The sequence below is a fragment of the Allotamlana fucoidanivorans genome (assembly GCF_045788535.1).
GTDB classification, from domain to species: domain Bacteria; phylum Bacteroidota; class Bacteroidia; order Flavobacteriales; family Flavobacteriaceae; genus Allotamlana; species Allotamlana fucoidanivorans.
On the sequence record NZ_CP074074.1, the window covers coordinates 95,694 to 121,117 of the forward strand.

General features: G+C 30.5%; 32 protein-coding genes. 25 read left to right on the forward strand and 7 right to left on the reverse strand.

Annotation, left to right across the window (positions count from 1 at the left end):
- Window positions 1-119: 119 nt before the first annotated feature.
- The 25 genes from KFZ70_RS00495 (at window position 120) to KFZ70_RS00615 (ending at window position 19,789) form a co-directional block, all read left to right on the forward strand.
- On the forward strand, window positions 120-617 hold the full coding sequence (locus KFZ70_RS00495) for an RDD family protein (RefSeq protein WP_139698809.1): 498 nt from the start codon (window positions 120-122) through the stop codon (window positions 615-617).
- A gap of 128 nt (window positions 618-745) precedes the next feature.
- Window positions 746-1,216, forward strand: a complete 471-nt coding sequence (locus tag KFZ70_RS00500) for a DUF6155 family protein (protein ID WP_139698808.1) — start codon at window positions 746-748, stop codon at window positions 1,214-1,216.
- Window positions 1,217-1,388: 172 nt separating this feature from the next.
- Window positions 1,389-1,919 carry a hypothetical protein gene (locus KFZ70_RS00505; RefSeq protein WP_139698807.1) on the forward strand — a complete coding sequence of 177 codons (531 nt, stop codon included), beginning with the start codon at window positions 1,389-1,391 and terminating at the stop codon, window positions 1,917-1,919.
- 190 nt (window positions 1,920-2,109) lie between these two features.
- Window positions 2,110-3,399 carry a DUF4236 domain-containing protein gene (locus KFZ70_RS00510; RefSeq protein WP_139698806.1) on the forward strand — a complete coding sequence of 430 codons (1,290 nt, stop codon included), beginning with the start codon at window positions 2,110-2,112 and terminating at the stop codon, window positions 3,397-3,399.
- Between the two features lie 150 nt (window positions 3,400-3,549).
- A complete protein-coding gene (locus KFZ70_RS00515; protein WP_139698805.1) occupies window positions 3,550-5,319 on the forward strand; it encodes a S41 family peptidase in 1,770 nt (589 codons plus the stop codon).
- Between the two features lie 154 nt (window positions 5,320-5,473).
- Window positions 5,474-6,283, forward strand: a complete 810-nt coding sequence (locus KFZ70_RS00520; RefSeq protein ID WP_139698804.1) for a hypothetical protein — start codon at window positions 5,474-5,476, stop codon at window positions 6,281-6,283.
- A gap of 151 nt (window positions 6,284-6,434) precedes the next feature.
- Entirely contained in the window at window positions 6,435-7,028 is a 594-nt protein-coding gene (locus KFZ70_RS00525; RefSeq protein ID WP_139698803.1) for a M48 family metallopeptidase, read from the forward strand.
- A 169-nt stretch (window positions 7,029-7,197) separates the two neighbouring features.
- A complete protein-coding gene (locus KFZ70_RS00530; protein WP_139698802.1) occupies window positions 7,198-8,172 on the forward strand; it encodes a hypothetical protein in 975 nt (324 codons plus the stop codon).
- A gap of 163 nt (window positions 8,173-8,335) precedes the next feature.
- A complete protein-coding gene (locus KFZ70_RS00535; protein ID WP_139698801.1) occupies window positions 8,336-9,238 on the forward strand; it encodes a hypothetical protein in 903 nt (300 codons plus the stop codon).
- 12 nt (window positions 9,239-9,250) lie between these two features.
- On the forward strand, window positions 9,251-9,688 hold the full coding sequence (locus KFZ70_RS00540) for a hypothetical protein (RefSeq protein ID WP_139698800.1): 438 nt from the start codon (window positions 9,251-9,253) through the stop codon (window positions 9,686-9,688).
- A 164-nt stretch (window positions 9,689-9,852) separates the two neighbouring features.
- Window positions 9,853-10,200 carry a hypothetical protein gene (locus KFZ70_RS00545; RefSeq protein ID WP_139698799.1) on the forward strand — a complete coding sequence of 116 codons (348 nt, stop codon included), beginning with the start codon at window positions 9,853-9,855 and terminating at the stop codon, window positions 10,198-10,200.
- A 242-nt stretch (window positions 10,201-10,442) separates the two neighbouring features.
- Window positions 10,443-10,934, forward strand: a complete 492-nt coding sequence (locus KFZ70_RS00550; protein WP_158293241.1) for a hypothetical protein — start codon at window positions 10,443-10,445, stop codon at window positions 10,932-10,934.
- Between the two features lie 150 nt (window positions 10,935-11,084).
- Entirely contained in the window at window positions 11,085-11,573 is a 489-nt protein-coding gene (locus KFZ70_RS00555; protein WP_139698921.1) for a hypothetical protein, read from the forward strand.
- Between the two features lie 150 nt (window positions 11,574-11,723).
- Window positions 11,724-12,137 (forward strand): hypothetical protein, encoded by a 414-nt coding sequence (locus KFZ70_RS00560; protein WP_139698895.1) that lies wholly within the window; start codon window positions 11,724-11,726, stop codon window positions 12,135-12,137.
- A 117-nt stretch (window positions 12,138-12,254) separates the two neighbouring features.
- Window positions 12,255-13,241: a thioredoxin family protein gene (locus tag KFZ70_RS00565; protein ID WP_139698894.1), complete on the forward strand. Its 987-nt coding sequence runs from the start codon at window positions 12,255-12,257 to the stop codon at window positions 13,239-13,241.
- A 156-nt stretch (window positions 13,242-13,397) separates the two neighbouring features.
- Window positions 13,398-13,886, forward strand: coding sequence for a TlpA disulfide reductase family protein (locus tag KFZ70_RS00570; protein ID WP_139698893.1), 489 nt, complete (start codon window positions 13,398-13,400; stop codon window positions 13,884-13,886).
- 159 nt (window positions 13,887-14,045) lie between these two features.
- Window positions 14,046-14,285 carry a hypothetical protein gene (locus tag KFZ70_RS00575; RefSeq protein WP_139698892.1) on the forward strand — a complete coding sequence of 80 codons (240 nt, stop codon included), beginning with the start codon at window positions 14,046-14,048 and terminating at the stop codon, window positions 14,283-14,285.
- Entirely contained in the window at window positions 14,275-14,667 is a 393-nt protein-coding gene (locus KFZ70_RS00580) for a hypothetical protein (protein ID WP_139698891.1), read from the forward strand. The genes KFZ70_RS00575 and KFZ70_RS00580 overlap by 11 nt, the downstream gene beginning before the upstream one ends.
- Before the next feature lie 147 nt (window positions 14,668-14,814).
- Complete coding sequence (locus tag KFZ70_RS00585) at window positions 14,815-15,627, forward strand: hypothetical protein (RefSeq protein WP_407515808.1); 813 nt, start codon at window positions 14,815-14,817, stop codon at window positions 15,625-15,627.
- Window positions 15,628-15,806: 179 nt separating this feature from the next.
- The gene (locus KFZ70_RS00590; protein WP_099570149.1) at window positions 15,807-16,178 is read left to right on the forward strand and encodes a transposase; all 372 of its coding nucleotides are present in this window, start codon (window positions 15,807-15,809) and stop codon (window positions 16,176-16,178) included.
- Complete coding sequence (locus tag KFZ70_RS00595) at window positions 16,136-17,029, forward strand: IS3 family transposase (protein ID WP_407516198.1); 894 nt, start codon at window positions 16,136-16,138, stop codon at window positions 17,027-17,029. Before KFZ70_RS00590 ends, KFZ70_RS00595 begins: the two co-directional genes overlap by 43 nt.
- Window positions 17,030-17,083: 54 nt before the next feature.
- Window positions 17,084-17,983 carry a hypothetical protein gene (locus KFZ70_RS00600; RefSeq protein ID WP_139696402.1) on the forward strand — a complete coding sequence of 300 codons (900 nt, stop codon included), beginning with the start codon at window positions 17,084-17,086 and terminating at the stop codon, window positions 17,981-17,983.
- A 160-nt stretch (window positions 17,984-18,143) separates the two neighbouring features.
- Window positions 18,144-18,680, forward strand: a complete 537-nt coding sequence (locus tag KFZ70_RS00605; protein WP_139696404.1) for a hypothetical protein — start codon at window positions 18,144-18,146, stop codon at window positions 18,678-18,680.
- Between the two features lie 158 nt (window positions 18,681-18,838).
- On the forward strand, window positions 18,839-19,414 hold the full coding sequence (locus tag KFZ70_RS00610; protein ID WP_139696406.1) for a hypothetical protein: 576 nt from the start codon (window positions 18,839-18,841) through the stop codon (window positions 19,412-19,414).
- Between the two features lie 3 nt (window positions 19,415-19,417).
- Complete coding sequence (locus KFZ70_RS00615) at window positions 19,418-19,789, forward strand: hypothetical protein (RefSeq protein WP_139696408.1); 372 nt, start codon at window positions 19,418-19,420, stop codon at window positions 19,787-19,789.
- Window positions 19,790-19,895: 106 nt separating this feature from the next.
- On the opposite strand, the gene KFZ70_RS00620 is transcribed toward KFZ70_RS00615, so the two are convergent.
- The 7 genes from KFZ70_RS00620 to KFZ70_RS00650 form a co-directional block, all read right to left on the reverse strand.
- Window positions 19,896-20,327, reverse strand: a complete 432-nt coding sequence (locus KFZ70_RS00620; RefSeq protein WP_233244035.1) for a transposase — start codon at window positions 20,325-20,327, stop codon at window positions 19,896-19,898.
- A gap of 59 nt (window positions 20,328-20,386) precedes the next feature.
- Window positions 20,387-21,232 carry a hypothetical protein gene (locus KFZ70_RS00625; RefSeq protein WP_407515809.1) on the reverse strand — a complete coding sequence of 282 codons (846 nt, stop codon included), beginning with the start codon at window positions 21,230-21,232 and terminating at the stop codon, window positions 20,387-20,389.
- Entirely contained in the window at window positions 21,201-21,743 is a 543-nt protein-coding gene (locus tag KFZ70_RS00630; RefSeq protein WP_139696413.1) for a hypothetical protein, read from the reverse strand. The genes KFZ70_RS00625 and KFZ70_RS00630 overlap by 32 nt, the downstream gene beginning before the upstream one ends.
- Window positions 21,740-22,426: a hypothetical protein gene (locus KFZ70_RS00635; protein ID WP_139696415.1), complete on the reverse strand. Its 687-nt coding sequence runs from the start codon at window positions 22,424-22,426 to the stop codon at window positions 21,740-21,742. The genes KFZ70_RS00630 and KFZ70_RS00635 overlap by 4 nt, the downstream gene beginning before the upstream one ends.
- A gap of 157 nt (window positions 22,427-22,583) precedes the next feature.
- On the reverse strand, window positions 22,584-22,871 hold the full coding sequence (locus KFZ70_RS00640) for a helix-turn-helix domain-containing protein (RefSeq protein WP_139696416.1): 288 nt from the start codon (window positions 22,869-22,871) through the stop codon (window positions 22,584-22,586).
- Between the two features lie 83 nt (window positions 22,872-22,954).
- Window positions 22,955-24,043, reverse strand: coding sequence for a hypothetical protein (locus KFZ70_RS00645; protein ID WP_139696418.1), 1,089 nt, complete (start codon window positions 24,041-24,043; stop codon window positions 22,955-22,957).
- 5 nt (window positions 24,044-24,048) lie between these two features.
- Window positions 24,049-25,308: a tyrosine-type recombinase/integrase gene (locus KFZ70_RS00650; RefSeq protein WP_139696420.1), complete on the reverse strand. Its 1,260-nt coding sequence runs from the start codon at window positions 25,306-25,308 to the stop codon at window positions 24,049-24,051.
- Window positions 25,309-25,424 lie beyond the last annotated feature (116 nt).

Here is a 25,424-nt window from a genome sequence, read left to right on the forward strand (position 1 = left end):
TTTGAAAGTTAACTGTAAAATCGTAGTTCTGGCTACTTAGTTATTTGAAACAGTAGTGGGTTAAATCCCGCACTACTCATACACGAGCCGTTGTGTGTAAGCTAAAAAAAGAATACCGAATGACAGAAATTACGATTGAAAACCAAATTGAAACGCAGAGTAGCGGATTTGAAATCGCAAAAAAAAGATACAGAATTTTAGCCTTTATCATTGATTTTTACATTTATGGAATAATCGGATTTGTTCTTGGATTTTTCTTTGGGACACCGTTGGAGGATGAAATTGGATATAACCTGAATGGTTTACCTGCTTTTGGAATGTTCCTAATTGGATTCTTTTTATGGCCAATAAGCGAAGGAATTTGGGGGCAAACAATCGGAAAAAGAATTTTAAAACTAAAAGTGGTAACGAATGAATTTAAACCAATCGGAATTGGAAAAGCATTCGGTCGATTTTTTCTCGGATTTATCGATTACATCTTTCTGATTGGATTAATAATTGCAGCGAATAATAAACAAAATAAACGCATCGGAGATTTAGCAGCAAATACAATAGTTGTCCGGACAAAAAAGCCTACACACAACAATGGCTATAATTCATTGTGGTGTTTGTTCTAAAAATTAAACTTTGTACTTTTAATCCGGCATGATTCCATAAGCGGAAAAGTCTGTCGACATTTTCCACAACGAAATCATAGCCTAAACCGTTAGCCACAAGCTGAAAAACAACAACATTAGAGCTAAATATGGCACTAAAAGAAGTAAAAAGAGAGTTAAGCCAAATGGACAAAACTGAAATCATTAAACTGATTTCGGAGATGTATAAAAAAATCCCTGATGCTAAAAATTACTTGGACATTTTTGCAACGGGAGATATTAAACAATTGACAGAAAAATACAAAAAAGAAATCGAAAGATATATTTATCCAAATGGGAGAAATATGGATTTACGGGAAACTGAAGCGCGGAAAATAATTCGCACAGTTCGTAAAATGAGAATCACGGAACTTAATGTTGAATTGGAATTGCATTATGTAAGTTGTTGTTTAGAAGTTATTGAAGATTTCGGGTATTGGGACGAGAACTATTATATAGCATTGGAAAAGATGTTTGACAATGCTATAAATGGAATTTATGAATTAGGGGTTGAAGAAAAATATAAAGAACGGATTGAAGTATTATCACATAAAGCAAGTGAATATGGAATTGAACTTTAATATTAACTAAATAAAGCCAGTGGCTAACAAAGTATATAAAAAATTGCTAGTTTTAGCTAAACCAATGTTAGTTGCTCGTTTGCTAGCTTCTGATTTTCCTTCGGAAAATCCTCGCTCACAAGCACGCAACTTTTCATATACATAAACGTTGTGCCACATTTGAGAGAACCTTATGAAAATAAAAATTAAAGGAACTAACAATACAAAAACTATTACACCATCTGAATGGTTAGAAATAGTAAAAACAGGCAATGAATCTGAATTTGAAATAGTTGAACGTAATACCGTTTGGGCTGCTCCTATAAATAACAACGGAATTATAATGACGCAACAGAAACGTGAATTTGAGTTAGACCATTGGCATAAACTTTTAGATTTAGGCTCTAAAAACAAATGGAAACGACTAACAAACGAAAACAAACACATAGTTCTACCAAAAGAAAAAACAGATAAAGAAAATAAAGCAACAAAAGAGCCTGTAGAAGTCGTAGAGCAAATCGCTGAAGATAAGAATCTTGAAATAAGCCAATTACAACTTGAATTAACCCAAGCACAGATAAATGAATCAAAAGCTAATACCGACTTAACAACGGAAAAGACTAAAGATTTAAAGCGTAAATGGGTGTATTTTTTCATAGGAGCTATTTTAGGAAACCTAAAAGATATAATAGAATGGTTTCAAGTATTATTCCAAGGACAATAGGCTTCCAATATTCATCTTTAATAGAATTAAAAACGTGGCACAACAACGTATAAAAACCATTGCTTCGGACATTCCTTTCGGAATATCCTCGCCCACTTTTTTGTCCGTTTATTTTTCTATCTTTATCCATAACTCACGCAACGTTTCTTATACAAACCGTTAGCATACATTAGAACGACCAAACGAAATTATGAGATATAGAAATAGAATTAAACTTGCACCAGGTTTGAATATAAACCTTTCAAAATCTGGAATTAGTACAACTATAGGTCCAAAAGGAGCAAGTTTAAATATTGGAAAAACTGGAGCATATTTAAATACAGGAATTCCCGGAACTGGTTTATATAATAGAACGAAAATTTCAAGTTCTGAAAAAAATGCAATTAATAATAATTCTGTTTCAAAAAATCAAACACAAGTTGGTGTAAAATTAGATTTAGACGAAAATTATCAACCTGTAGTTGAAATATATGATAATGGTGGAAAAAATATCACATCACAACAAGTAATTAATAAACTTAAAAGAACACCTGAATATAAAGAGAATCTTAAAAAGATTTACAACCTTTATTACAACCAAATAATTGAAGAAACGAAAGAGTTTACGGAATTATACAAACATATTCTTAAACCTATAACAAAAAAGGAAATTCAAGATAAAATTGAAAAATTAAAACCTCAAAAATACACAAAGAAAAGATTTGACATTTTAGAACCTTCTAAATCTTCAATTGAAAAGGAACTTTTGATAGAAGCTAAAAGTAAGTTTAACTCTGTTTTATTTTGGAAAAACAAGAAAAAAAGAACACAATTTATAACTGATAATTTAGAGCAAACTCTGAAAAAATCAATTGAGAATTGGAAAACACAAAAAGAAAATTTTGAGAATTCAGAGTTAAATAAAGAAAAAGAGAGCAATATAGAATTTCTTAAAGCTTTTGAACAAAAAAAGGAAAATTTATTAGGGAATTTAAATGGAGCTGAAAATTATGTTATAAATAATTTTGAAACTGTTTTAAAAGAAATTGATATAAAGCCAGAATTTTTTATTGACTTTGAATATGACGAGAAAACCAAAACATTTTTTATCGATTTAGACTTACCTGAAATAGAACATTTACCGAAAGAAACTGCTTCTATTTTACAATCTGGTAAATTATCTGTAAAAAAGAAAAGCGAAAAGCAATTGAAAGAAGAATACGCAAAATGTGTAACTGGACTTGGATTATTAGTTACTGGGATTTCATTTATGTCTTCTGCTGGAATTGAAAAAGTAGATATTTCAGCTTATACACAAAGAGTAGATAAAAAAGATGGACAAATAAAAGACGATTATATTTATTCAATTCAACTAGATAGAGAAAATTTTGCTAAAATGAATTATCAGAAAATTGACCCAGTAAATGCTTTTGAAAACTTCAGTCATAAAATGCAATTATCAAAATCATATATTTTTAAAACAATCGAAATAGAAAAATAACGTATGCTAACACCGTATATAATTTATTGCTAGTCCTACCCTACTTACGAAAATCCTCGCGGATTTTCTATTCGGTTTTTATTTGCTAAATTACTTGCTAAACCACGCAACAAATCATATACAAACAAGTTATAGGGCATTTTGAAAAAGATGAGAATACGAATTTACAAAATAGGGGCTATAATTTTTTTATTCTTATTTTTCAGTTGTAAAAAAGAAAATAGGAAAATTGATAACATTCTAACTTTTGCCAAAGTTTATGGCTATGTCAAATATTTTCATCCAAGTGATGAAGCATCTGAAATAGATTGGAATAAATTTTCTATCTACGGTACGTCACAAATTGAAAAATGTAAAACCCAAGAGGATATTGTAAATACACTATATCAATTATTTAAACCAATTGCTCCTTCCATAGAATTTGCAACAAAAAAATCAGCTTTTGACTCCGCATCAATAAAAATCACTCCTAAAAATAAAGAAAAAGCTATTCTTACGTTCTGGCAACACCTAGGGGTAAGTCTTGATATGGAATATAAAAATCAACCTTATGAAAGTAGACGAATTAAAGGAAAAAATCAAAAGAAAGCTAATCTACTCTTTGATTACGAACCTGAATTTGGCGAAAATATAGTCAAAGAAATTGGAGACGGAATTTATTGCTGGATTCCAATGGTACTATACTCTAACAATCAAATTACATATCCAAAAGCAAATGAAAACAAACTAAATAAAGTAATAGAAACACTAAAAAAAACTAACGACACAAATGTCGAAGATTTATATTTAAGATTAGGAAATATTGTAAATGTTTACAATGTATTTCAACACTTCTACCCTTATTTCGATGTGGTAAATGTAAATTGGGAAAAAGAACTAGAAAAGGCTATTGAAAAATGTTATTTTGATAGTACTATTTCAGACCACCTTACTACATTAGAACAATTTACAGCTCCTTTAAAAGATGGGCATATTTACATAAGTAACAACTCAATTCAAAATTACTACGTTCCACCAATATCATGGGTATGGATTGAAAACAAACTGGTTATTACAAAAGTATTCGACAATGAGTATGACATCAAATCTGGTGATATTGTAACAAAAATTGATAATAATAACCCCGCGGATTTCTTTAAAAATATTTACGGGGAAATTTCTGCTGCAACAGTGGGATGGTTGAATTACAGGGCAAATTTAAAAAGCCTTCAGGGAGAAGAAAACAGCAAAATAGTTCTAACTATTAACAACAAAAATATTGAACTCACAAGAAGCTTTTCCCCACATCATGTAACTGATAACAAAAAAATTGACTATCAAAAAATTGATAATGACACATGGTATCTTAACCTAGACCTTATTGAGATGGATACAATAAATTGGCTATTACCACAACTTGAACAGTGCAAATCAATAATATGCGATTTAAGAGGCTATCCAAAAGGTAATCACGATTTTATAAACCATTTAATGTCAGTTGATGATACGACAGAAGCGTGGATGCAGGTTCCAAAGATTATTTATCCTGACCGTGAAAGAATAATCGGATTTCAAAATTATAATTGGATAGGGAGAATAAAAGCAAAAAAACCATATCTCGGCAATAAAAAAATAGTTTTTATAACTAATGGACAAGCAATAAGTTACGCTGAAAGTTACATGGGATATATAGAGGGGTATGAACTTGCAACTATTATCGGACAACCAACTGCAGGGACAAATGGAAATGTGAATCCTTTTACCTTGCCTGGGGGATTTATAATTTCATGGACAGGAATGAAAGTATTGAAGCATGATGGTTCTCAGCATCACGGAATTGGCATTTTACCTGACATATATCTTGAAAAGACAATTAAAGGAATTAAAGAGGGGCGTGATGAATTTCTTGAAAAAGCAATAGAATTAACAAGAAATGAATAAAAAACGCCCTATAACACCGTGTAAAAATAATTGCTTGGTTCTAGCCTACTCGGAAAATCCTGCGGATTTTCCTCTGGTTTGTTCAATTTTTAGTAAGTTAGTTGCTCGGACGCGCAACTATCCTTACACATAAACGTTGGCAACAAGCTGAAAAATGAAACACGGAATCAAAATTTTATATGGAATTTTAATAATTGGAACATTAGTTTCAATATTTCATATTCTAAATGACCAAGGAGGTTCAGCTTTAGGAAATATAATAGACACTCTAACTATTACTTCAATAATTCTATTTCTTTCAACAATCATTTTTATTTTTCTTTCATTCAAAAAAAACATCCGAAAAATAAGTGTTTGGTTTCTTCTGGTTTTAAGTTGTCCACTTGCTGTTATGTCAATGACTCATTTGACAAAAGAGTATTCTCTGAAAATAACAGAAACAACAACGCCAAAAGAATTTGTTTATAATTTAAAAGTCGACCAAAAAACTTATGAACTCGATAAAATAAAAATTCAAAAATTAGTTGACAGTTTAATAAAAATTAAAACAGTTGAAAGACCAGCAGAATTAGCTTTGAGATATTTTAACGGAAAAACTTATAACGACACAATCGAAAGAGATTGGGCAATTGATTTACCTGAAAAAGTTGAGTATAAAGAATCGATTATTGACACACTATTTTACTCGGAAAACGGAAATGAAATTGTAGCAGGATTATTAATAAGCAAAGTCTTTAATCAATATCAAGATTATCCAAAAGGCGGAATTGAATATTTTGGTAAAGGATTTAGGTTTGACAAAAACGACTTGAAACCAATAAAAATGCTGCAATATTCTGTGACAGGATATGACAATTATAAATCTTGTTCGGAAAGATTAAGATATTATTATTTAAAAAAAATCGGAACTTTTGATAACGACTATAATATGAACGATACAAGATTTTTAAATGGAACTAAATAAAAAAAGCCAGTTGCCAACAATGTATAACCGCAATTACGGCGGATTCGACTACGTCCGAATCCACTCGGAATTGCTAAAGTCAGTGCCAAACCGAAAATAATCGCTAATTTATCCCGTAACTGACGGTTATACGAGACCGTTGGCATTAATTTTGAAAAAAGCAATCTACATATCGGTTCTGACCATTCTTATTTCTTGTAAAAACGAGAAAAAAGCGACTAATCCGTTGGTTATCGAATACCAAGAAAAGGGAATTGAATTTCAAATGCAGAATAAAACGGACAGCGCTATTGTTTACTTTAAGAAAGCTCTTGAAATTGATCCAACTGATATTCCGACTTATGAAAGTCTTGTAAAAACATATTGGTGGAATGAACAGCCCGAATTGGCTTTAGGGATTTTAGAATCCGCACCAACAGAAATGCAAAAGTCTAACTCTATTTTGACTTTGAAAGGAATGACGCTGGAAAAAATGGACAAGTTAAATCAAGCAATGGATTTATATAAAACAGCTTTTGAACAAAGTCCAAAGGTTCGTTACAAAAACGAAGAAAACATAATGGAATATGTTGGTTACTTGACTTTGCAAACCATAGTTGGAGAAAAAGAGAAAGCCATTGCTGACTTAAAAAGACTGAAATCAAAAAAATTGACCGAATCTGAAAAACAATATGTGAATTCAATTGAACCTTTGATTCGGAATTACAATGGTGGCGGATATAATTCAATATTTGGAAATGAATAATAAAAACTAATGCCAACATTGGCTATAATTCAGCTTTATCTGTGAACAAAAAACAAAATTCCTAACTTTAAATCAGCTCGATTTCTCACTTGAAATTTTCTTTGAAAATTCCCAAGCCGAAATCATAGCCGGACCGTTGTGCAACATTTGAAAAAACCAAAGTGAATTAATGAAACACCCTTTTAAGCCTTCAAAAACCAACATAATTTATGCTTCAATAGTAGCTGTAATTATAATCTTCTTTAACATTCGAATTTATGGTTTTGATGCCTATACTTTTGGAATGAGTATCGGTTCTATTATTGGAATAATTCTAATTCCAACATTATTGGCACTTTTGTTTTGGTTTATACTTGGAAGAAAAGAAAACGGAGGAACCACAACATTCAATATAGTACTTACATTAATGCTTCTTGGTTCAATTAGTGAATTTGGACAAATTGCAAAAGACAGACAGAAACCAATTGATGACTTGCAAAAAGCTGTTTCCGATTATAAAGAAAGTACGTTAGCGAATCCAGATTCAACAGATTCGAATTACAATAATTTGTCAGCCAATGTAAAAAATTCAATTGACGACTTAATAAAAAGTAGCGTTGGAGAAGAAAGAAAAGTATGGTTGGCTTTGAAAGATTTTTTTAGAAAATCTGATAGCACTAACGTTGAATGGAATAAAGCATACAATTCATTTGCAGAACCTCGTATATTGGATTTTAATAGATTAAACAGTAAAGAGGAATTTGAATTCCAAAAACAAACAGTTCAAGAATACATTGACCAATCAGACAATTTTAAATCTTTTGTAGAAAACAGAGTTGACTATTTAAAAGAGCAAACTAAAAGAATTGATAAAAGTAATAAAGCTTATAAAGGCTTTATAAAAGGATTGACCAAAAAAGATTCGATACAAAAACCAATTTTTATACCTTACATCAATGCTCACATTGAATACGGTCAAGGGATAAAAAAAATAATTGAACTTTTAGAAAATGAACAAGGTAAATGGAGTTATGACAATGAAACTGAAACCTTGGTATTTGAAAATTCGGAGGCTCAAACAACATATGAAAGCATTTTAAATGAAGCTATTTCAAATGAAGAAATTGTAAATGAACTTTCCGATAAGTTAGTAGAAATAATGTAAAAAAAACGTTGCACAACAATGTATAACCGCAATTACGGCGGATTCGACTACGTCCGAATTCACTCGGAATTGCTAAGGTCAGTACCAAACCGAAAATTAACGCATATTAACCCGTAACTGACGGTTATACGAGACCGTTGGCAAACATTTTGACAGAACTCATTTGAAAGAAATAAATCCAAATAACACAAAAGAATTAAAAGATTATCTAGCAAGTCTTCCACCAGAATATGTGGAAAAGAAAAACCAAGAACAAATTGAGGAAAACAAAAAAATGTTCTCGGAATTTAAAGATGCTTTTTCAAAATCTTGTTGTTTTTTATGCGGTAATAAATTAGAAACTTTCTACCCAGACGAACCTTGTTTTCATTGGTTTTTAAGACCAAACGGCATTAGAAAGAAAGATTTTAAAAACTATCTGTCCGAACCAATTGGTTTTTTCAAACTAGAAAGTTATTTGCGTTGGGTTGCGACAACTGAAAACTTCATCAAGAATATAAATGATTTGGAAAGTGAAACTTCCAAAAGCAAATTAAGAGAAGTAACTATAAAATATAAAAACATTGAGTGGTCATTACATTATGGAAAGACGGATTTAGAAGGTCATAGTAATTCAAAAAATGGGGACTTTCCTCATTTTCACATTCAAATACTAATAGATGAACAACCATTTATAAGATTTAATGACTTTCATATTCCTTTTTCAAAATATGACCTACTTGACATTAAGTTAATGGACGAAGCTAGTGATATGATACAATTCGGACACAGTCAAGCACCAGGAATGTCAGTTTTAGAGGATGAAGAATTACTTAAAGAAATGGACGAATTAATGATTGCATCCGAAAATATGGAAACAGCAACATTTAATACTCAAACTATGGCATCAATGCCTAAAGGAATGACAATGGACGGAGAAAAATTGCAGGCAATGTTCAAAGAAAATAAAGAGACAAAAGTTCCATTGAGACATTTAATGAAAAAATATTTTCCAGAAGTCAATCTTGTTACTAACATAGAACCAGCGGATGGATTTCCTGACAAAAAGACAAGAAATAAAAGATAAAAACCGAAATCAATGGCATTAATAAATTGCAAAGAGTGTAAACAAGAGATAAGCAGTAATGCTGACAAATGTCCTTATTGCGGAAATAAGATGAAAAAAGGTGGATTTGGTTGCGGAACTTTAATCTTAATTGGTATTGGAATTCTAATCGTCCTATACATTATCGGTTCGAATTCAGAAAGTGGCGGAATAATAACAGACGAGCAAACATACAGTAAAAGTTGGAGGTCACCACAAGGTTCTGAATTTAGAGATATTGGTAGAATAATAGTCGCAAATGGAATAAAGGTTTGCGGAGAATATTACGTAAAACAAATTGAATCGAACGAATATGTAATTGCGTGTAGTGCTGACGGAACAACTTGGGATTATTTTGTTGTTTATACAAGTCTAGACAAGATTTACCGAGCGAATGAAGAAATGGAATCTAAATTGAATCCACCAAGATAGAATTAGAATAAAAAAACGATTTGCCAACAATGGCTATAAGTAATTGCTTGTTCTCGCCTACTTCTGAAAATCCTCGCGGATTTTCAGTTTGGTGTGTACTTGCTAAGTTAATCGCTAACCCAAGCAACTACTCATAGCCGAGACCGTTGTAGCACATTCTGAATATGACGAAAAAAATAATAATATTATCTATTTTTTCTACTATTATCATTTATGGTATTTTTAGAAAAGATTATAAATCAAAAAAACTACTTGAATCAGGTATTAAAACGACTGGAGTTATAGTTAAGCTAGAACATGTTAAGGTCGTAGATTATTTAATTGTTTATAAGTACACCGTGGAAGGTGAAATTTTTAAAGGTTATATTAATTCTTCTTTTTTTGAGTGTAATAAAAAGAATAATTGTATTGGTCGAAAAGTTGAAGTTATTTATTATAAAGAAGACCCTAAAATCAGCGACGTTGACTTAGGTGAGTTCAATAAATTTAAAAGACAGCATTTTTATTATTAAAATAGCTAAGGAATTTAATCATTAAAAAACGTGCTACAACAATGTATAACCGCAATTACGGCGGATTCGACTACGTCCGAATCCACTCGGAATTGCTAAAGTCAGTGCTAAACCGAAAATAATCGCTAATTTAACCCGTAACTGACGGTTATACGAGACCGTTACCTGTAATTATGAAAAACATCCTGCTTGCCATTATATTCTTTCCAATTTTGACTTATTGCCAGTCATCTAAAACTTACTTGGAATTAATAGATGATGCAAAAACAAAGAAAAGCGCAGAACAAATTGAGAAACTGATTATTGGAACTTGGGAATTTGAAAAATTAACGGATAGTAATGGAAAAACAATATCGGAAATTACACATTTTATAAATGACACAATTACTGCTAATGAAGTTATTTGGCGACCTAGTATGCGAATTGAAAAAAACGGAACTTATGAATTAATTGGTTGCGATAATCCCGATAATTGTGAATCTGGAAAATGGGAATATGACCGAGAATTTAAGTTGTTTAGAATGACTTATGACAAACCGAGATACAATGTTCCGATTGACAAACTTGCGCCAGGTCTTTTGGAACAATTAAGAGAATCTGGTTCTTTAATAGAATTTACAAAAAACGAAATAGAATTTGCGGAAATCACTCAAACGGAATTGAAAGTATTTGAACTTTTAGAAAGTGATGGAACTGAATTTAAGTATAATTTAATAGTGTATAGAAAAAAATAACTACAGGTAACACCGTATAAAAAAAATTGCTAGTTTTAGCTAAACCAAAGTTAGTTGCTCGTTTGCTAGCTTCTGATTTTCCTTCGGAAAATCCTCGCACACAAACACGCAACTTTTCTTATACAAACACGTTGGCAAACATTATGAGAAATGACTGAAAAAAGACCAATTTATAGTACTTTTTCGTGGATACGCTTTGTAAAGGACATAATTTTTGTATTAATAATCCTCTATTTCGTAATAAATATATTTATTGGACTAAATAAAGAAATAAGTATTAATGCCATTGCAATAGGAATTTTTTTATTAGCCTTCATAATAATGATTGACTCAAAAGAATTGGAGGTATATAACAATATTTTAAGGATTAAAAGCAATCACCTTTTTGGATTATTCTCACGTAAAACTGACATCAAATTATCCAATATTAAAGACATAACTTGTGCTGGAAAACATTCTCAGAAAACTGATTTAACACAGGACATTTTGCGCTTAGTTGCACCTGTCTATGACTTTAAAAACACGCTGACAATTAAAACTTTTGACAATAAGACTTTTGTGTATGACGTATATATTTACAAGGAAAAACTTGACAAAGTAATCAGCATAATAAAAAAAACGTTTGCCAACACCGTGTAAAAATAATTGCTTGATTCTAGCCTACTCGGAAAATCCTACGGATTTTCCTCTGGTTCGTTTCATTTTTAGTAAGTTAGTTGCTTGCACACGCAACTATCCTTACACCAACACGTTGTAGTGCATTCGGAGAAACCCCATGAAACTTTATAAATGGAAGTAGAAAAAGACTTAATAAAACGTGAAATTCAAAAACTGACTTTACTACTAAATAGTCTGATTGAGAAAATCAGCGGACTAAACTCTAATAGCTCTAAAAGTGGAATTGAAGAAGTAAATGAAACTTTAAAAAGTCAATTTGACCTATCACTGGACAGAATATCTGAAATTGAAACTTCTGAATTGATTAATAGAATAGCTGAATTTCACGAATCTCATACTGAAAAAATAGCGGAATTAATCTATGAGGTAGTAATGCAAATAGAATCAACCGATTTTGGACAGCACTGTGAAAAAAGTAAACTAGCAAAAAAAGGTATAATAATAATTGATTTTTTAAATGAACAGTCAAACACATTCTCAATGAAAAGAATGAATATAAAAAACGCACTACAACAACGGCTATAATTCATTGCTTCGGAATTTTCTACCGAAAATTCCTTCGTTTTTGCTAAGTTTGTTTTACGGCGGAAAATCCTAGCGGATTTTCACGCAACAAACCATAGCCCAACCGTTACCACACATATGAGAAAAACATTGCTAATAACAACATTACTTCTATCATTCAATGGATTTTGTCAATCTACCCAAGATTGTGAAACAATTTTAAAGAAAGAAATAAATCTGATTCCAAACGACACGGATAATTTGAAAAGATTTGTAGAAGACTTCTCACTACTTCAAAATTGTGGACTTGACGATGGAGATATCGAAGTTTTTTCAAGTGGTCCAGTTTTAGGAACAATTTTAGTCGAATTAGCCTCAAATAAGGAAAGTGATGCCAAACTAACATTTCAAAAACTATATGATAAAGTATTGGAATTTAAAGAATCAGAAGCTTATGAATTAACCAAAACGACAATATTGGTTTCAAATGAACTGGCAAAAAGACCTGCGAATATTGACAATTGGCAACAAGACAAAATTTTATTAGAAAAATTGCAAGTCCCATCTGACTTTATTGATAAGTTTTATAATTATTTAAAAGAACATTCAAACCCTGAAAAAACATATAAGCAAGTATTCGCAGATTTTCAAGAAACTCAAAAACCAAAACAAACGGAAACTAAACCAAAAGCAAAAGAATACAATGGAATTTTTAAAAATGCTGGAAATGTTGACTATAAAGACCTTTTAATTAAGTCCAATGAATTAGAAAAACCATTACTTCTTTATTTTACAGGTTATGCTTGTGTAAACGCCAGAAAAATAGAACACTATGTCCTTTCTGACAGCAAAATCACGGAGAAACTAAAAAATGAATTCCATTTTGTGAACCTTTACGTTGATGATAGAACGAGTTTACCAAAAAACGAAAGTATTGAATCTAAATCGAATGAAAAGTTGTTTAAATATGTTGGACAAAAACATTCGGAATTGCAAAAAACAAAATTCAAAAGTAATTATCAACCATATTTTGTAATAATTGACAAAAACGGAAACATTATAAAGGAACAAGGATATACAACAGATATTAAAACATTTGATGAATTCTTAACTATAAATGAATAAAATACGTGTGGTAACACCGTATATAATTTATTGCTAGTTCAAGCCTACTTACGAAAATCCTTTCGGATTTTCAGTTTGGTGTGTACTTGCAAAGTTAAGTGCTAAACCACGCAACAAAACATATACAAAACCGTTGTAGCTAATAATGACAAAACTATGAAGAAAATAATTTTACTGATAACTTTACTTTCCATTTCAAATTTCTATGCTCAAGAAAAGAAATTATGGGCAAAATCCTTTATTAACAAAAAAGCACCTGAAATTGTCGTTGAAAAGTGGTTAACTGAAAAGCCTGAAACTAATGGAAAATTTGTTTTAATTGATTTTTGGGCTACTTGGTGTGGACCTTGTAAAAAAGCAATTCCGGAATTGAATGAATTTCATCATAAATTCAAGGATAAATTAGTTGTTATTGGTATTAGTGATGAGCCTAAGGGAAAAGTAAAAAAAATGAAAAATCCCAAAATGGAATATTATAGCGCAATTGACACTAAAGAAAGATTGGAAAGAATTTATGAAGTTAAAGGAATTCCTCATTGCGTAATCATTGACCCGAATGGAATTGTCGTTTGGGAAGGTTGGCCACAACAGAAAGGATTTGAATTAACTGAAAAAATAATTAGTGGCTTGATTAAAAATTACTAGCTACAACAATGTATAACCGCAATTACGGCGGATTCGACTACGTCCGAATCCACTCGGAATTGCTAACAACAGTGCTAAACCGAAAATTAACGTATATTAACCCGTAACTGACGGTTATACGAGACCGTTGGCAAACATTTGACCAAACCAACAAACCGAATGAATAAACCTAAAATTTTGAACACAATTAAGATTATCGGAAAATCAATTTTTACGCTTCTGACTTGTGTTTTAATATTTGCCTATTCAATCGCATTAATCGAAAAAATACAACGTCCGACTTTTAAAAACTTACCGACAAATGAATTTATCATTATCGGAATAATTTTGTTGATTTTGATTTTTATAAACCTAAAATGGGTTTTCGGAATTATTAAAACTACCCCAAATGAAAAGTAAAATAAAAATCATATTTCTGACTTTAACAATCGGACTGATTTTTATTGTTGGTTTTTTAGGTTATGGAATGTATTTAATGGAAATCGAAGACCAATATGGAGATTATCAAAATTTACACTTTGAATCGAAAACTGGAGATTTAATAATAAACAAATCAACATCGGAATTTGGAATTATTGAGAAAACTTGGAAAAGAACAAACATTAGAACATTAGAGAAAGATTCTACCGATTTATATTTTTGGATTTATAGAAACGGAGTTGAAACCAAATCTGAAATTTATCGACCAAAAAATGGAAAAATAAAACTGAATGGAATTAAATACTCGGAATTATTAAAAAAAATTGACAACTCGGAATTGAAATTAATAACAAAAAATTAAAAAACTGGTTACAACACCTCATAAAATTTATGCTTACATTTAAACTAAATAACGAACCGACAAACATTCAACAAACAATTTGCTACGTCCGAAAAATCTCCGATTTTCCAGTCGCACAAATCTTATAAAAGCCCGTTGGCATTAATTATGAACCAATCACAGCCTAAAAATCTGATTTACGGAAAATTATTTTTGATTTCTGTCATTTTATTGTTGCTAAATGACTTTTTTTTTAAATATTATTTTCATAATTATCTGACAGGAAAACTGTCTGATTTTGTTGGACTTTTTGCCTTTCCATATTTTATAAGCCTTTTATTTAAAAGTAAAATCAAACCTATTTACATTCTGACTGGAATTTTGTTTCTTTTTTGGAAAAGTAGTTTATCTCAATCTGTTATTGACTATTTGAATGGTGTCGGAATCGGAATAAATCGAGTTGTTGACTATTCCGATTTTATAGCATTATTAGTTTTACCTTTTTCCTATCGTTACAGAAAACAAAACTCAATCGGAACTGAAAAAATAAAATTTCTGCCAAAACCATTAATAATAGCAGTTAGTTCTTTTGCGTTTATCGCGACTACTTTAGCAGGAGAGATAGTGGAATTGAACTTGAAATCTAATTATGAACATCCAATACAAATTCAAAAAGATAGTCTCGATTTAAAAATGTTCAAAAATGCAATTTTTCAATGGAGCGATACTGATAAGTACAGAACGAATTTAGTACTTCCTGATAAAAATGCTTCCATACAAATATCGCTATTTATGGAGGAAATTGGAAAAGACAGTATAAATGTGAAATTAGATAGTATAAAATTTTCTTATGTTCAATCATCAGGTTTTTTCTCTGGTGTTAATAAAAAGAATTTGGACTATATAAAGAGTTTAAAATTAGAAGATTTTGAACAATTATTTATCGAACAAAAAATTAACGAACTGAATAAAAATAACTAATGCCAACAACGTATAAAATTAATTGCTTGGGACGAGCCTACTTACGAAAATCCTCGCGGATTTTCTATTCGGTTTGTATTTGCTAAATTAGTTGCTTAAACCACGCAACTAATCTTATACAAACACGTTGTAGAGCATATTGCCCCGTCCTGAATAAAGGCTACATAATTTCAAACATTATGTACAAAAATGACAAAGTAATCAGACGGTATTCAGAACCTTTTAAACTGAAAATTTTAGACGAACTTACAACAGGAAAACTAAACAAATATCAACTAGGGAAAGCCTACGGTATTGCACCAACTACCATTAATGAATGGATAAGAAAGTACAACCGTAAAGACCTTATGAACACTAGAATAACTGTGAAAACCAAAGACGAAATAACACGCATTAAAGAACTTCAAAAAGAGATTGAACAACTAAAAAAATTGTTGTTAAAGAAAGATCTAGATGCAATGATTCAAGATTCATACCTGGAAGTTGCTGCCGAAGATCTTGGCTATAAATCTGTTGCAGAACTAAAAAAAAAGCTAAATATAGAGCGCTAAGTAAAACCAAAGACAAAGCTAAAGGATTTGCGTCTTTAACCACTATTTGTATGGCTTTCGGGCTTAAACGTGATGCGTACTACAAGTATAAATATAGAGCTGACAAACGTTTAAAACTTGAACAACAGATCATTCAAATTGTGAACCAAAAGCGCAGGTCCTTGCCTAGAGAAGGCGTACGTAAACTCAAAATATCTTTAAAAAATGAGTTTGATAAAGCAAACCTTAAAGTAGGCAGAGACACGCTTTTCAACATTCTTAGAAAACACAATATGCTTATAACCAGAAAGAAACCCAGCTACAGAACTACCAATTCTTTTCATAGGTTTTACAAACATAAAAACATCATAAAAGATGTACTTGTTAATAGACCTAATCAGGTTTGGGTATCGGATATTACATACATCAGAACTGTAAAAGGATTTTGCTACTTGGCCCTTATAACTGACATGTATTCTAGAAAAATCATAGGTTACGACCTTAGTGATAGCCTTGATCTTAGCGGTTGTACCAGAGCTCTTAAAAAAGCATTATATCAAGCTAAAAACACAGAAAACCTAATACATCACTCGGATAGAGGCATACAATATTGTAGCAATATATACACACAAATTTTAAAGAGAAACAACATCAAAATTAGTATGACAGAAGAAAATCATTGCTACGAAAACGCTATTGCTGAACGTGTAAACGGCATCCTAAAAGACGAGTTTTATCTTGACCAGACCTTTGATAGCGTACAACACGCCAAAAGAGCAACAAAAAGTGCAATCAATCTATACAACCAAATTAGATTACATGTATCTTTAGACTATAAAACACCAAATATGGTATATTTAAAAACAGCGTAAATCAATTTTTAACCTGTAGCCATATTTCAGGACTAGACATATTAAAACAAACCTATGAACAAGAAAATACCAATCTTAATATTACTGATAATCAGCTTCCAGTCAACATTTGCAAATGATTTAGATAGCGGAATAATTGAACTTGGAAAAATTTATCGGGATTTCGTCTTTAGAAATAACCCAACGGATTTGACATTTAAAAAACTCGCTGAAATAAATTCGTCCGAACTTTTGATAACAAAAAATTTTGTCAAAGAATGTATAAGTCCAAACAATGAATTGACTTCAGAAAAATTCCTGAAATTACCAGACGAACAAACACTTTTAAATTTGTATTTGATTATGAAAGTCAATGAAAACGTCAGAGAAAAAGACCCGAAAGACAATACGGAACTATTAAAGGAATGGCGAGAAAAAAATGTACAACGCTATGAACTGATTGAAAACTATTATAGTATGGTTTTTAGCGGAATTGGTAACAAGAATCAACCCTTTGACCTATCGAATGTAGATTTTGTAATTGACAACTACAATCTAAAAGACGAAACAGAAAAGGGGATTTTCTTCTTGACCGCAATGAATCTTTGCTATTATCAGATTTGGGGTTATATGAATGTTGTAAAACCACCTAATTACAAAAAAGCATTATCAAGCATCGAAAAATATCCAAAATTCAATGGACAAGAATATTACAAGTACAAATATTTCGGTTTTCCCGATTTTGAGATGCAAATTGAAAAGGACAAAGGAAAAGAGAGTTACAAGCATTATTTCATAAATCGTTTTTATAACACGTTGATTTATCATCATCAATGTTTAAATCAGAAAAGAAGAACAAGAAAAGATGCTGAAAACCTTGCTTTGAGTTCAATTCTAAAAGAAAAGAATTATTACGAATACTCGAAAAACCAAGACTATTTGAATGGACTTTTCCGAACAATGAAAATGGACTAAAAATACGCTCTACAACAATGGCTATAAACAATTGCTATTACAGGCTTATTCTAAAAATTCCTGCGGAATTTTCAGCTTTTGGTGTACTTGCAAAAGTCCGTGCTAAACCACGCAACTGTTCATAGCCGAGACCGTTTTGTGCAACAGTTAAAAAAAAATCGTGAAAACATTAATATTTATAATTTTGATTTCAATTTCGTCTTGTAACGGAACGAAAAAAACGACTGAAATTGAGTCAATCGAAAACACTCAAATCGAATTTAAATTAGCGGAATCGGATTTTTTTATTCTGCCTTTTAATAAAGATTGGCATTGGATTTTTAAAGATGTAAAACCGACTGAACTTACTCAATCGGAATTATTTGAAATCGAAAATATTTTAAAAATTGCGGTTGAAGAGAATAATGAAAGGCAAAAAATAAATTTAGAAAAGCACAACGAAGAATATCCAAAAAGTAAATGGAAGGAAACTGGTTTTGAATTAAAACTAAAAGGAAAGAAAAGACAATATGTTCCAGTAATTAATGAAAAAGGAGAAAAAGAAGTTTGGATTAACTTTTTCTGTAACGATTGGGAAAGTGATGATTGGAAAAAAGATTTAATGCTTGTTCACGATGGAGGAAATTGTTATTTCAATCTAAAAGTGAATTTGACAAACAAAACATATTCGGAATTAGGAATTAATGGATATGCTTAACAATAAAACCGTTGCACAACACCGTATATAATTTATTGCTAGTTCTAGCATACTTACGAAAATCCTCGCGGATTTTCTATTCGGTTTGTATTTGCTAAATTAGTTGCTTAAAACACGCAACAAACCATATACAAACACGTTGGCAAACATTTTGAAAAATGAACACAGAATTAAAAAATGAATATCACGAAAGAAATATTCGTTGGACTCAAACAACGATTAATCAACTTTCATTTTATAACAACTTACTTTTAAGTTTAGGTATAGGATTTTTAACCTTTAGTTTTAACGCTGACTTATTTAAAAACCTAAAATTCTCATTTAATGAAATTGATTGGTCAATATCTTTTCTCGCTCTTTCACTTGTTAGTATAGTTCTTTCAATTGTTATAGGACTAATCACATCAATAGCAAGATTAAAAGATTTTCGCATTACAAGAAGCATAAACCAAATTAGACAAAGGACTTATGAGCATTCGGAAAAACTATTAGATGAAAGTACACCTGAAGAATATAAAAGAATAAAAAGAACATTTATAATTTTTAAAAAACAACCTCAAATAAGCATTGAAGAATGTAAAGCCTACAATCAAACGATTGATTTTGATTTGAGATTTAGGGAATTGAGAAATTTAGCTCACAATCTCGGATTAAATTCTTGGAATTATACAAAGAAACAAAGCATTCTTTTTGGTTTTTCTGTTGCTTTTTATTTATGCTCAATCCTAATCTAAAATATGGCAAAAACAATTCAATTAAAGCTTAATAAGAGACTTCTGACAAACCTTCTAAAATCGATAGTTATATCATTAGTTGTTATTTTCATTTTGGAACACTTCGGCAGAATTGAATACAAAAAACCCAGAAGCGACAAATATTATGCGATTTACCATACATTTTTTGATGGTTCCGTGTATTCCGATACTAATTTTTTGACTAAAAACAATTATCCAAAATTTGGAGAAGTTGAGACCTATACCGAACTTTTACCTTATCGAATTTTAGCTACAATTTATTCAGAAGAGGACTTTGTTGCTTTTTTAATCTTAACTGGAATAATTTGGTTAATTTTTATTTTTAAACAATATGTTAGAATTAAAATTGAGTAATAAAAACTACCGCCAACAACGGTAGCCGTTGCGCAAGCCCATAATTTTATAAAAACGTGATACAAAAACGTCCTTTTCAAGGGCGTTTGTTGTTTTTGGTTGTTATTTACCATCTAAAATCAAGATGCTTACTAGGGCTAAAAACAAGGCCCATCATGCCTTTATACATGCAAAAATGAGTTTGCAGACTTGCCGCCCCGCTTTTACTGTGTTTTTCTATGAATTTCAAGTACTTTTTAAGGTTGTAGGCTATGGCCGAGAGCTGCATACACTTATTAGCTTGCTTAATGCCAATGGTATTGACTTTCCTAAGTCCCATAAACTGGGTTAAGGTTCCAAATACGGGCTCTACTGTGCTTTGTCGCTTGGCTTTCATATAGCGCCCCTGTAATGGTTGATTTGTAGAAAAATCAACAACCTTCCCTTTTAAAACTATCAAAGATAAATTATTATATGGTGGTGTGTAATGACCATACCCTAATCCATAAATAATTTTTTGATTTTGAGACCCAGAAAGCCTGTTTTTAAAGAATGACATAACATATATATTTTGAGTTTATATAGTGAAGGGGGTATTTCAAAGATAACTGATTTTTACTAAATACTATTAACCACCTTCGGCAAATAATCATCATTAAGTGTAAATGAAAACTCATCAAAAGGATAACCTCTAGTATAAGATGGTAAAACCCTCACAATATTGTGTTCACTATCTCTATCAATAAAAGCAACTGTCTCTGCTTTTTTCATAATTGCACTTCCTAAATGACCGGTGGGCTTTTCTGTCCCGGGATTCTTGTGTAATATCGTACATAAGTGAGATTTACTAATTGAAGTCCATTTAAGCATTCCTTGAACAATTTTATTTGAATATTCCAAATCATTAACAGATTCTAAAATATCTGCCGCTCCATCAATAGTTATTAAACCAATATTATCACGATAAGAGCTTTCCATCATTATCCACTCAATAAATTGAAATCGAATTTTTGGGTCTTCTTCTCGTGTTGAAAAAGCTTTAAAATATTCATAATTATTCCCTACCATTTCACATGCTCTTTTTGCAACACGTTGAGTATGCCATAAAGATTGCTCTGTATCTACATCAATAACATATTTTTCTTTAGTATCATGTCCTCGCATGTCAGGAAAATAATAATTAGACTTACCACCAATGTAAGATGCGATTAAAGCTGATTTTAGAAATGTTTTCATTGACTTCGAAGCTCCAACTAAACAACTAAAATTACCATACGTTCCAAACGGAGTCGGGTATATTCTATCCTTATAACTATGGGTTCCAATACTAAGTGCTATAGGCTCTGGTAATAGAGTTTGATCCAATCTAACAATACATTTATCATGTATTTCTATTAACTCTTGAGGAGTTAATTCTTCGGATACAGTAGGGCTAATTTTTATTTTCTCTATGTCTGGCATCATAATACGTATTTAAAAAACTATTTATTTGACTTATCAATAAATCTTTAACAAGCGAAACATCCCATGTGTTTAAAAACAAAGCGTCTTTATTTTCTTCTCTTATTATGCTTTGCATTAACTTATCTGTTTCCTTTTCCTTTTGACACTTAGCCTTAGTTGCTGGGTGTTCTTTTGTTGAAATTCCATTTTTTATGAACAAATTTTCAACCTCCAAACTATTCAATTCATCTGTAAACTTTTGTATGTGAACAGCTAAAGGCATTTCAAGTAATTTGTGTAATTCTTTAATAGGTAATTCATCATAAATATTTGACCTATATTTTCTATTCAAATAAGAATAATGGTGTATGTATAATTTTGCAAGTAACTCGTTGGCATTTATTTGATTTTTATGCTTTTGATTAACAAATTCAATAATTGTATTTATAGCTTGCTTATCAGTTTCATTTGCCTTCCAATGTTTATTATTTACTCTAAATTTTATTCTGTTAATAGCATTTATTATTTTCATATCCAGTCTTTGTGTTTTTGTTTTTTGTATCCATTAAGCTTCCCATTATTTTCAATCTTATTTAGCCAATTTGTAAAATGTCTTTTAAATAAAGTTAAGTTATCTTCATACTCCTTATCTCCATAAGCCAATACAGAAAGTTTAAATTCATTTATAAGAGCTGAAAGGCATCCTTGTTTAAAATCAAATTTTTTATAAATCACATCTACCCATGATTTTTCATTTTTTGATTGTAACTCCTCTAAAATATTTTTAAAGACAATATTAATATCACTTTTAATTTCAGCTTTATTATTGTTATTGTTTTGTTTATCTTTTGTTTTATTTATCTCATCCTTAACCTTATCCCTAACCTCGGCAGAAACCTCTTCCAATACCTTTGGAAATTTAGACAAGGTTTTTATTTTATATTTAATATTAGGACTGCCGTTTTGAGTGAAATATTCTATTAGTCCAGCTTCTCTTAATTTTCTTAGAGACAACTTCATTGTTTTAAAAGACACCTGAACTGATGCTTGTACCTTCTTATTGTTATGAAAAAATGATTCTTTCCATCCACATGAGTTGTTTACTTCTAATAAATAGAAATAAATAGCAATATCATTAGACTTAAAATTTTGAGTATTCGTAAACCTCCAAAAATTAACAACTTGTTCTAAATAGTTTATCCTTTGTCTATTCATGCGTTGATTGTTTTTTGGTAACAACACAACCCAAAACATAACTTTTGCAGCTTTTTATATGAAGAGAGAAATCCTTATATTGCATCTGTTTATCGCTTTTGGTGCTATAAATTATAACCCCCAGCACATGTGGTTATGTACTGGGGGTTTTCTTTTATTAACGTTTATATTTTAAGGACTTTACTTCTTTAAGAGCGTTCTCAAGGTCAGAACGTTTAATAAGAAGTTTTCTGCCAACTTTTGAAGCTGGATAGACACCTTTTTTAATTTGCGCATAAATAGTTTGAACCGAACAGTTTTGTTCTTCAGCAGCCTGTACTGGAGTTACATTTTCACTAAACTTATTATCAATTAATAATTGAACATCCTCAGATAATTTATGTACTTTATTAAATAGTTCTGTGAATTTCTTTTTATCAACATTTTGCAGAATTATACCTTCCATGAAACACGTTTTAAATTAAATATGAATCAAAAATATAAGTAACTATTGATAAATAATTAGACGGCTTTGGACCGTCCAAAAGTCTAAACTATTGACCTATTATATGGTATAAAATTAGTTAAATGTAAATACTCAGACTGTCTAGGAGATTCCTTTAAGCTAAAATAATTCTTTCTTGATACTGACGAATTAATAAAAGTATTATTTAATGCCTCGGTTATTTTCTCCCCATCATGGCATTTTTGAATATACCCTTTATTATATAATTGCATTCCTATTGAACAAATAAAAGATTGACCACCTCGAATTTGATACTTCGTCGGTATAACAACTTCATAAGAGTCTTCCGTTTTTTTTATTATATTTCTATCAATGAGATCTTTAATTACATTTTTGTAAACTTCTTTCTGACCAGCTTCCTCAAATAAGATTTTCAAGTTTGCTTTTTTTACGTTTTTTGCATCTAATTGATTACTGTTTTCCAACTCTTTTATTTTAACATCTATAGATTTTCCACCAGTATTTTCTAGAATATCAATTTTGGCTAATTCATCGTTTAGATACTTGGAAACCGACTTAAATATAAAATAAGCTGACCATCGGTTCAAATTCAGGGCCAACACAGGGTATTTAAAACCTAACCCTTTAAACTCATCCATTTGAGCTAAATAATAATCTTCATTAAGCAAATGATTTAAAACTAACTCAGGAATTGTAGCATCCAATTCGCATATTCTTTCCTTCCATTTAGACCATCCAATTAATTCTGAATCGATTTCGTAATAATAATACTCATTATCAATATTTAGTTTTTTAAATAACTCTTTGTGCTTTTTCTTTATAGCTCTTCTTTTTTTTGGTTTATCTATATGTCTATTAATACTAAGTTCTATTTCCTTTTGTAAGTCTATTATTATATCTACAGCGCTATCAGCCACAAAACATTCCAACTCATTGTAAATTTCTTCTAAAAAAGGTCTGTTGAGAAAATATGCTATTCCATCCAAACGCAACATATCTTCTAGAACCATAGAATTACCATAACTGGCTAATTCAAAATCATCATCTGGTGAGTATACTCCAATATTAACTAAGTAATCTATTAACTCTCTATTTACTCCTTTAAATTCAAAATCTTTTAAAATTCCTTTAAACTTAACTTTTTGTTCCATGGATTTTATGCTTTTTTCAATTTAGGTAATTCCATACTACCAAATGCCAAATGTATTGCATCTACTTTGGCTATATTATCAACTTTATAGTAGGTATTAAAGGTTTTAAAGTCCCGGTGACCTGTCATTTCCATAATGGTTTTATCTGCAATACCCTTTTTTTTCATTATGGATACAAAGGTCCTACGAGCCGAGTGGGTTGAAATACGCTTATTGAAGGGTTTGTGCTTTATTTCTTGATGCTTGTTTTTTGTTCGGCTGTATTCTACTTCGTGAGTAAAATCAGCTTCCTCGAATACATCTTTTACATATTCATTTTGTTTCTGATTGCTTAATAGAGGTAATTTATAACTGTACTTTTTAAGTAAATAATTTGATATTTCAAAAAGAGGTATTTTTCTAGGTTCTTTGGAAACATCTTTTTCCTCATGGATAATTAAAATATTGTCAATTACGCATCTCTCATTTACTAACTTGAGCTCTCCATACCTCAATCCCGTTAAACATTGAAACACGAAAACATCTCTAACCTGTTCAAGTTTTTTTGTCTTTGGCTTAAACTCAAAAATAGCTTTAACTTGATCAATAGTCAATGCCACCTCCTTTGTTATTACCCTTTCAGGTTTAACAAAGCTGGTAAATGTGTCATTATATGTGAACTTTTCTTTTAACGCCCAAAACATAAATGTTTTAAATAAACCTATATTCCTGGAGAATGTATTTGTATTATGATCTAAGGTATTGTAACAATAGTTAATGAACTCCGTATAAAACTTATTGTTTATTTTGCTAAAAGTAAGTTTATACTTTTTCTTTTCCTCAAATTGAATAAGATGGTTTTTAATATTGTTATAACGCTTTACTGTTGAAGGTTTCCATTCATTTCGCTTTTGCTTTTCTTCCATAAATTTATCATATGCATCATAAAACAAATTCTTTTTAGATGACACTTTTTTAAATTCAATATCAAACGAGTTTTTTAAATTTTTGGTGGTGAATTCCTCCCCTGTTTTTGTATGCCAAGCTTCTATCTCCTCAAATTTGTTTGTATATCTATTTAATTGAGTTACTATCGCTGAAGCATTTGCGTCTCTTTGACTTCCTTTTATTTTGGGCCTGTTTTCTTTAAAACTCCAATGCTTAGGCTCAATTTTTTCACCAGTAGAATATTTGAATTGCTTATTTTCGTGTTTAAAATAGCATGAAAATATAATTAAGGTTTTCTTTTTTGATTTTGGCTCTTTTAAAAAAAAAGTATGATCCATTTTAAAGGGGATAATTCAGTTGATAATTTAGTGGATAATTTACCTATCATCAAATATAAATCAAAATTATATTAAAACATAAAAAACGAAGTAAAACAAAGGGTTTAGAGGTTTGT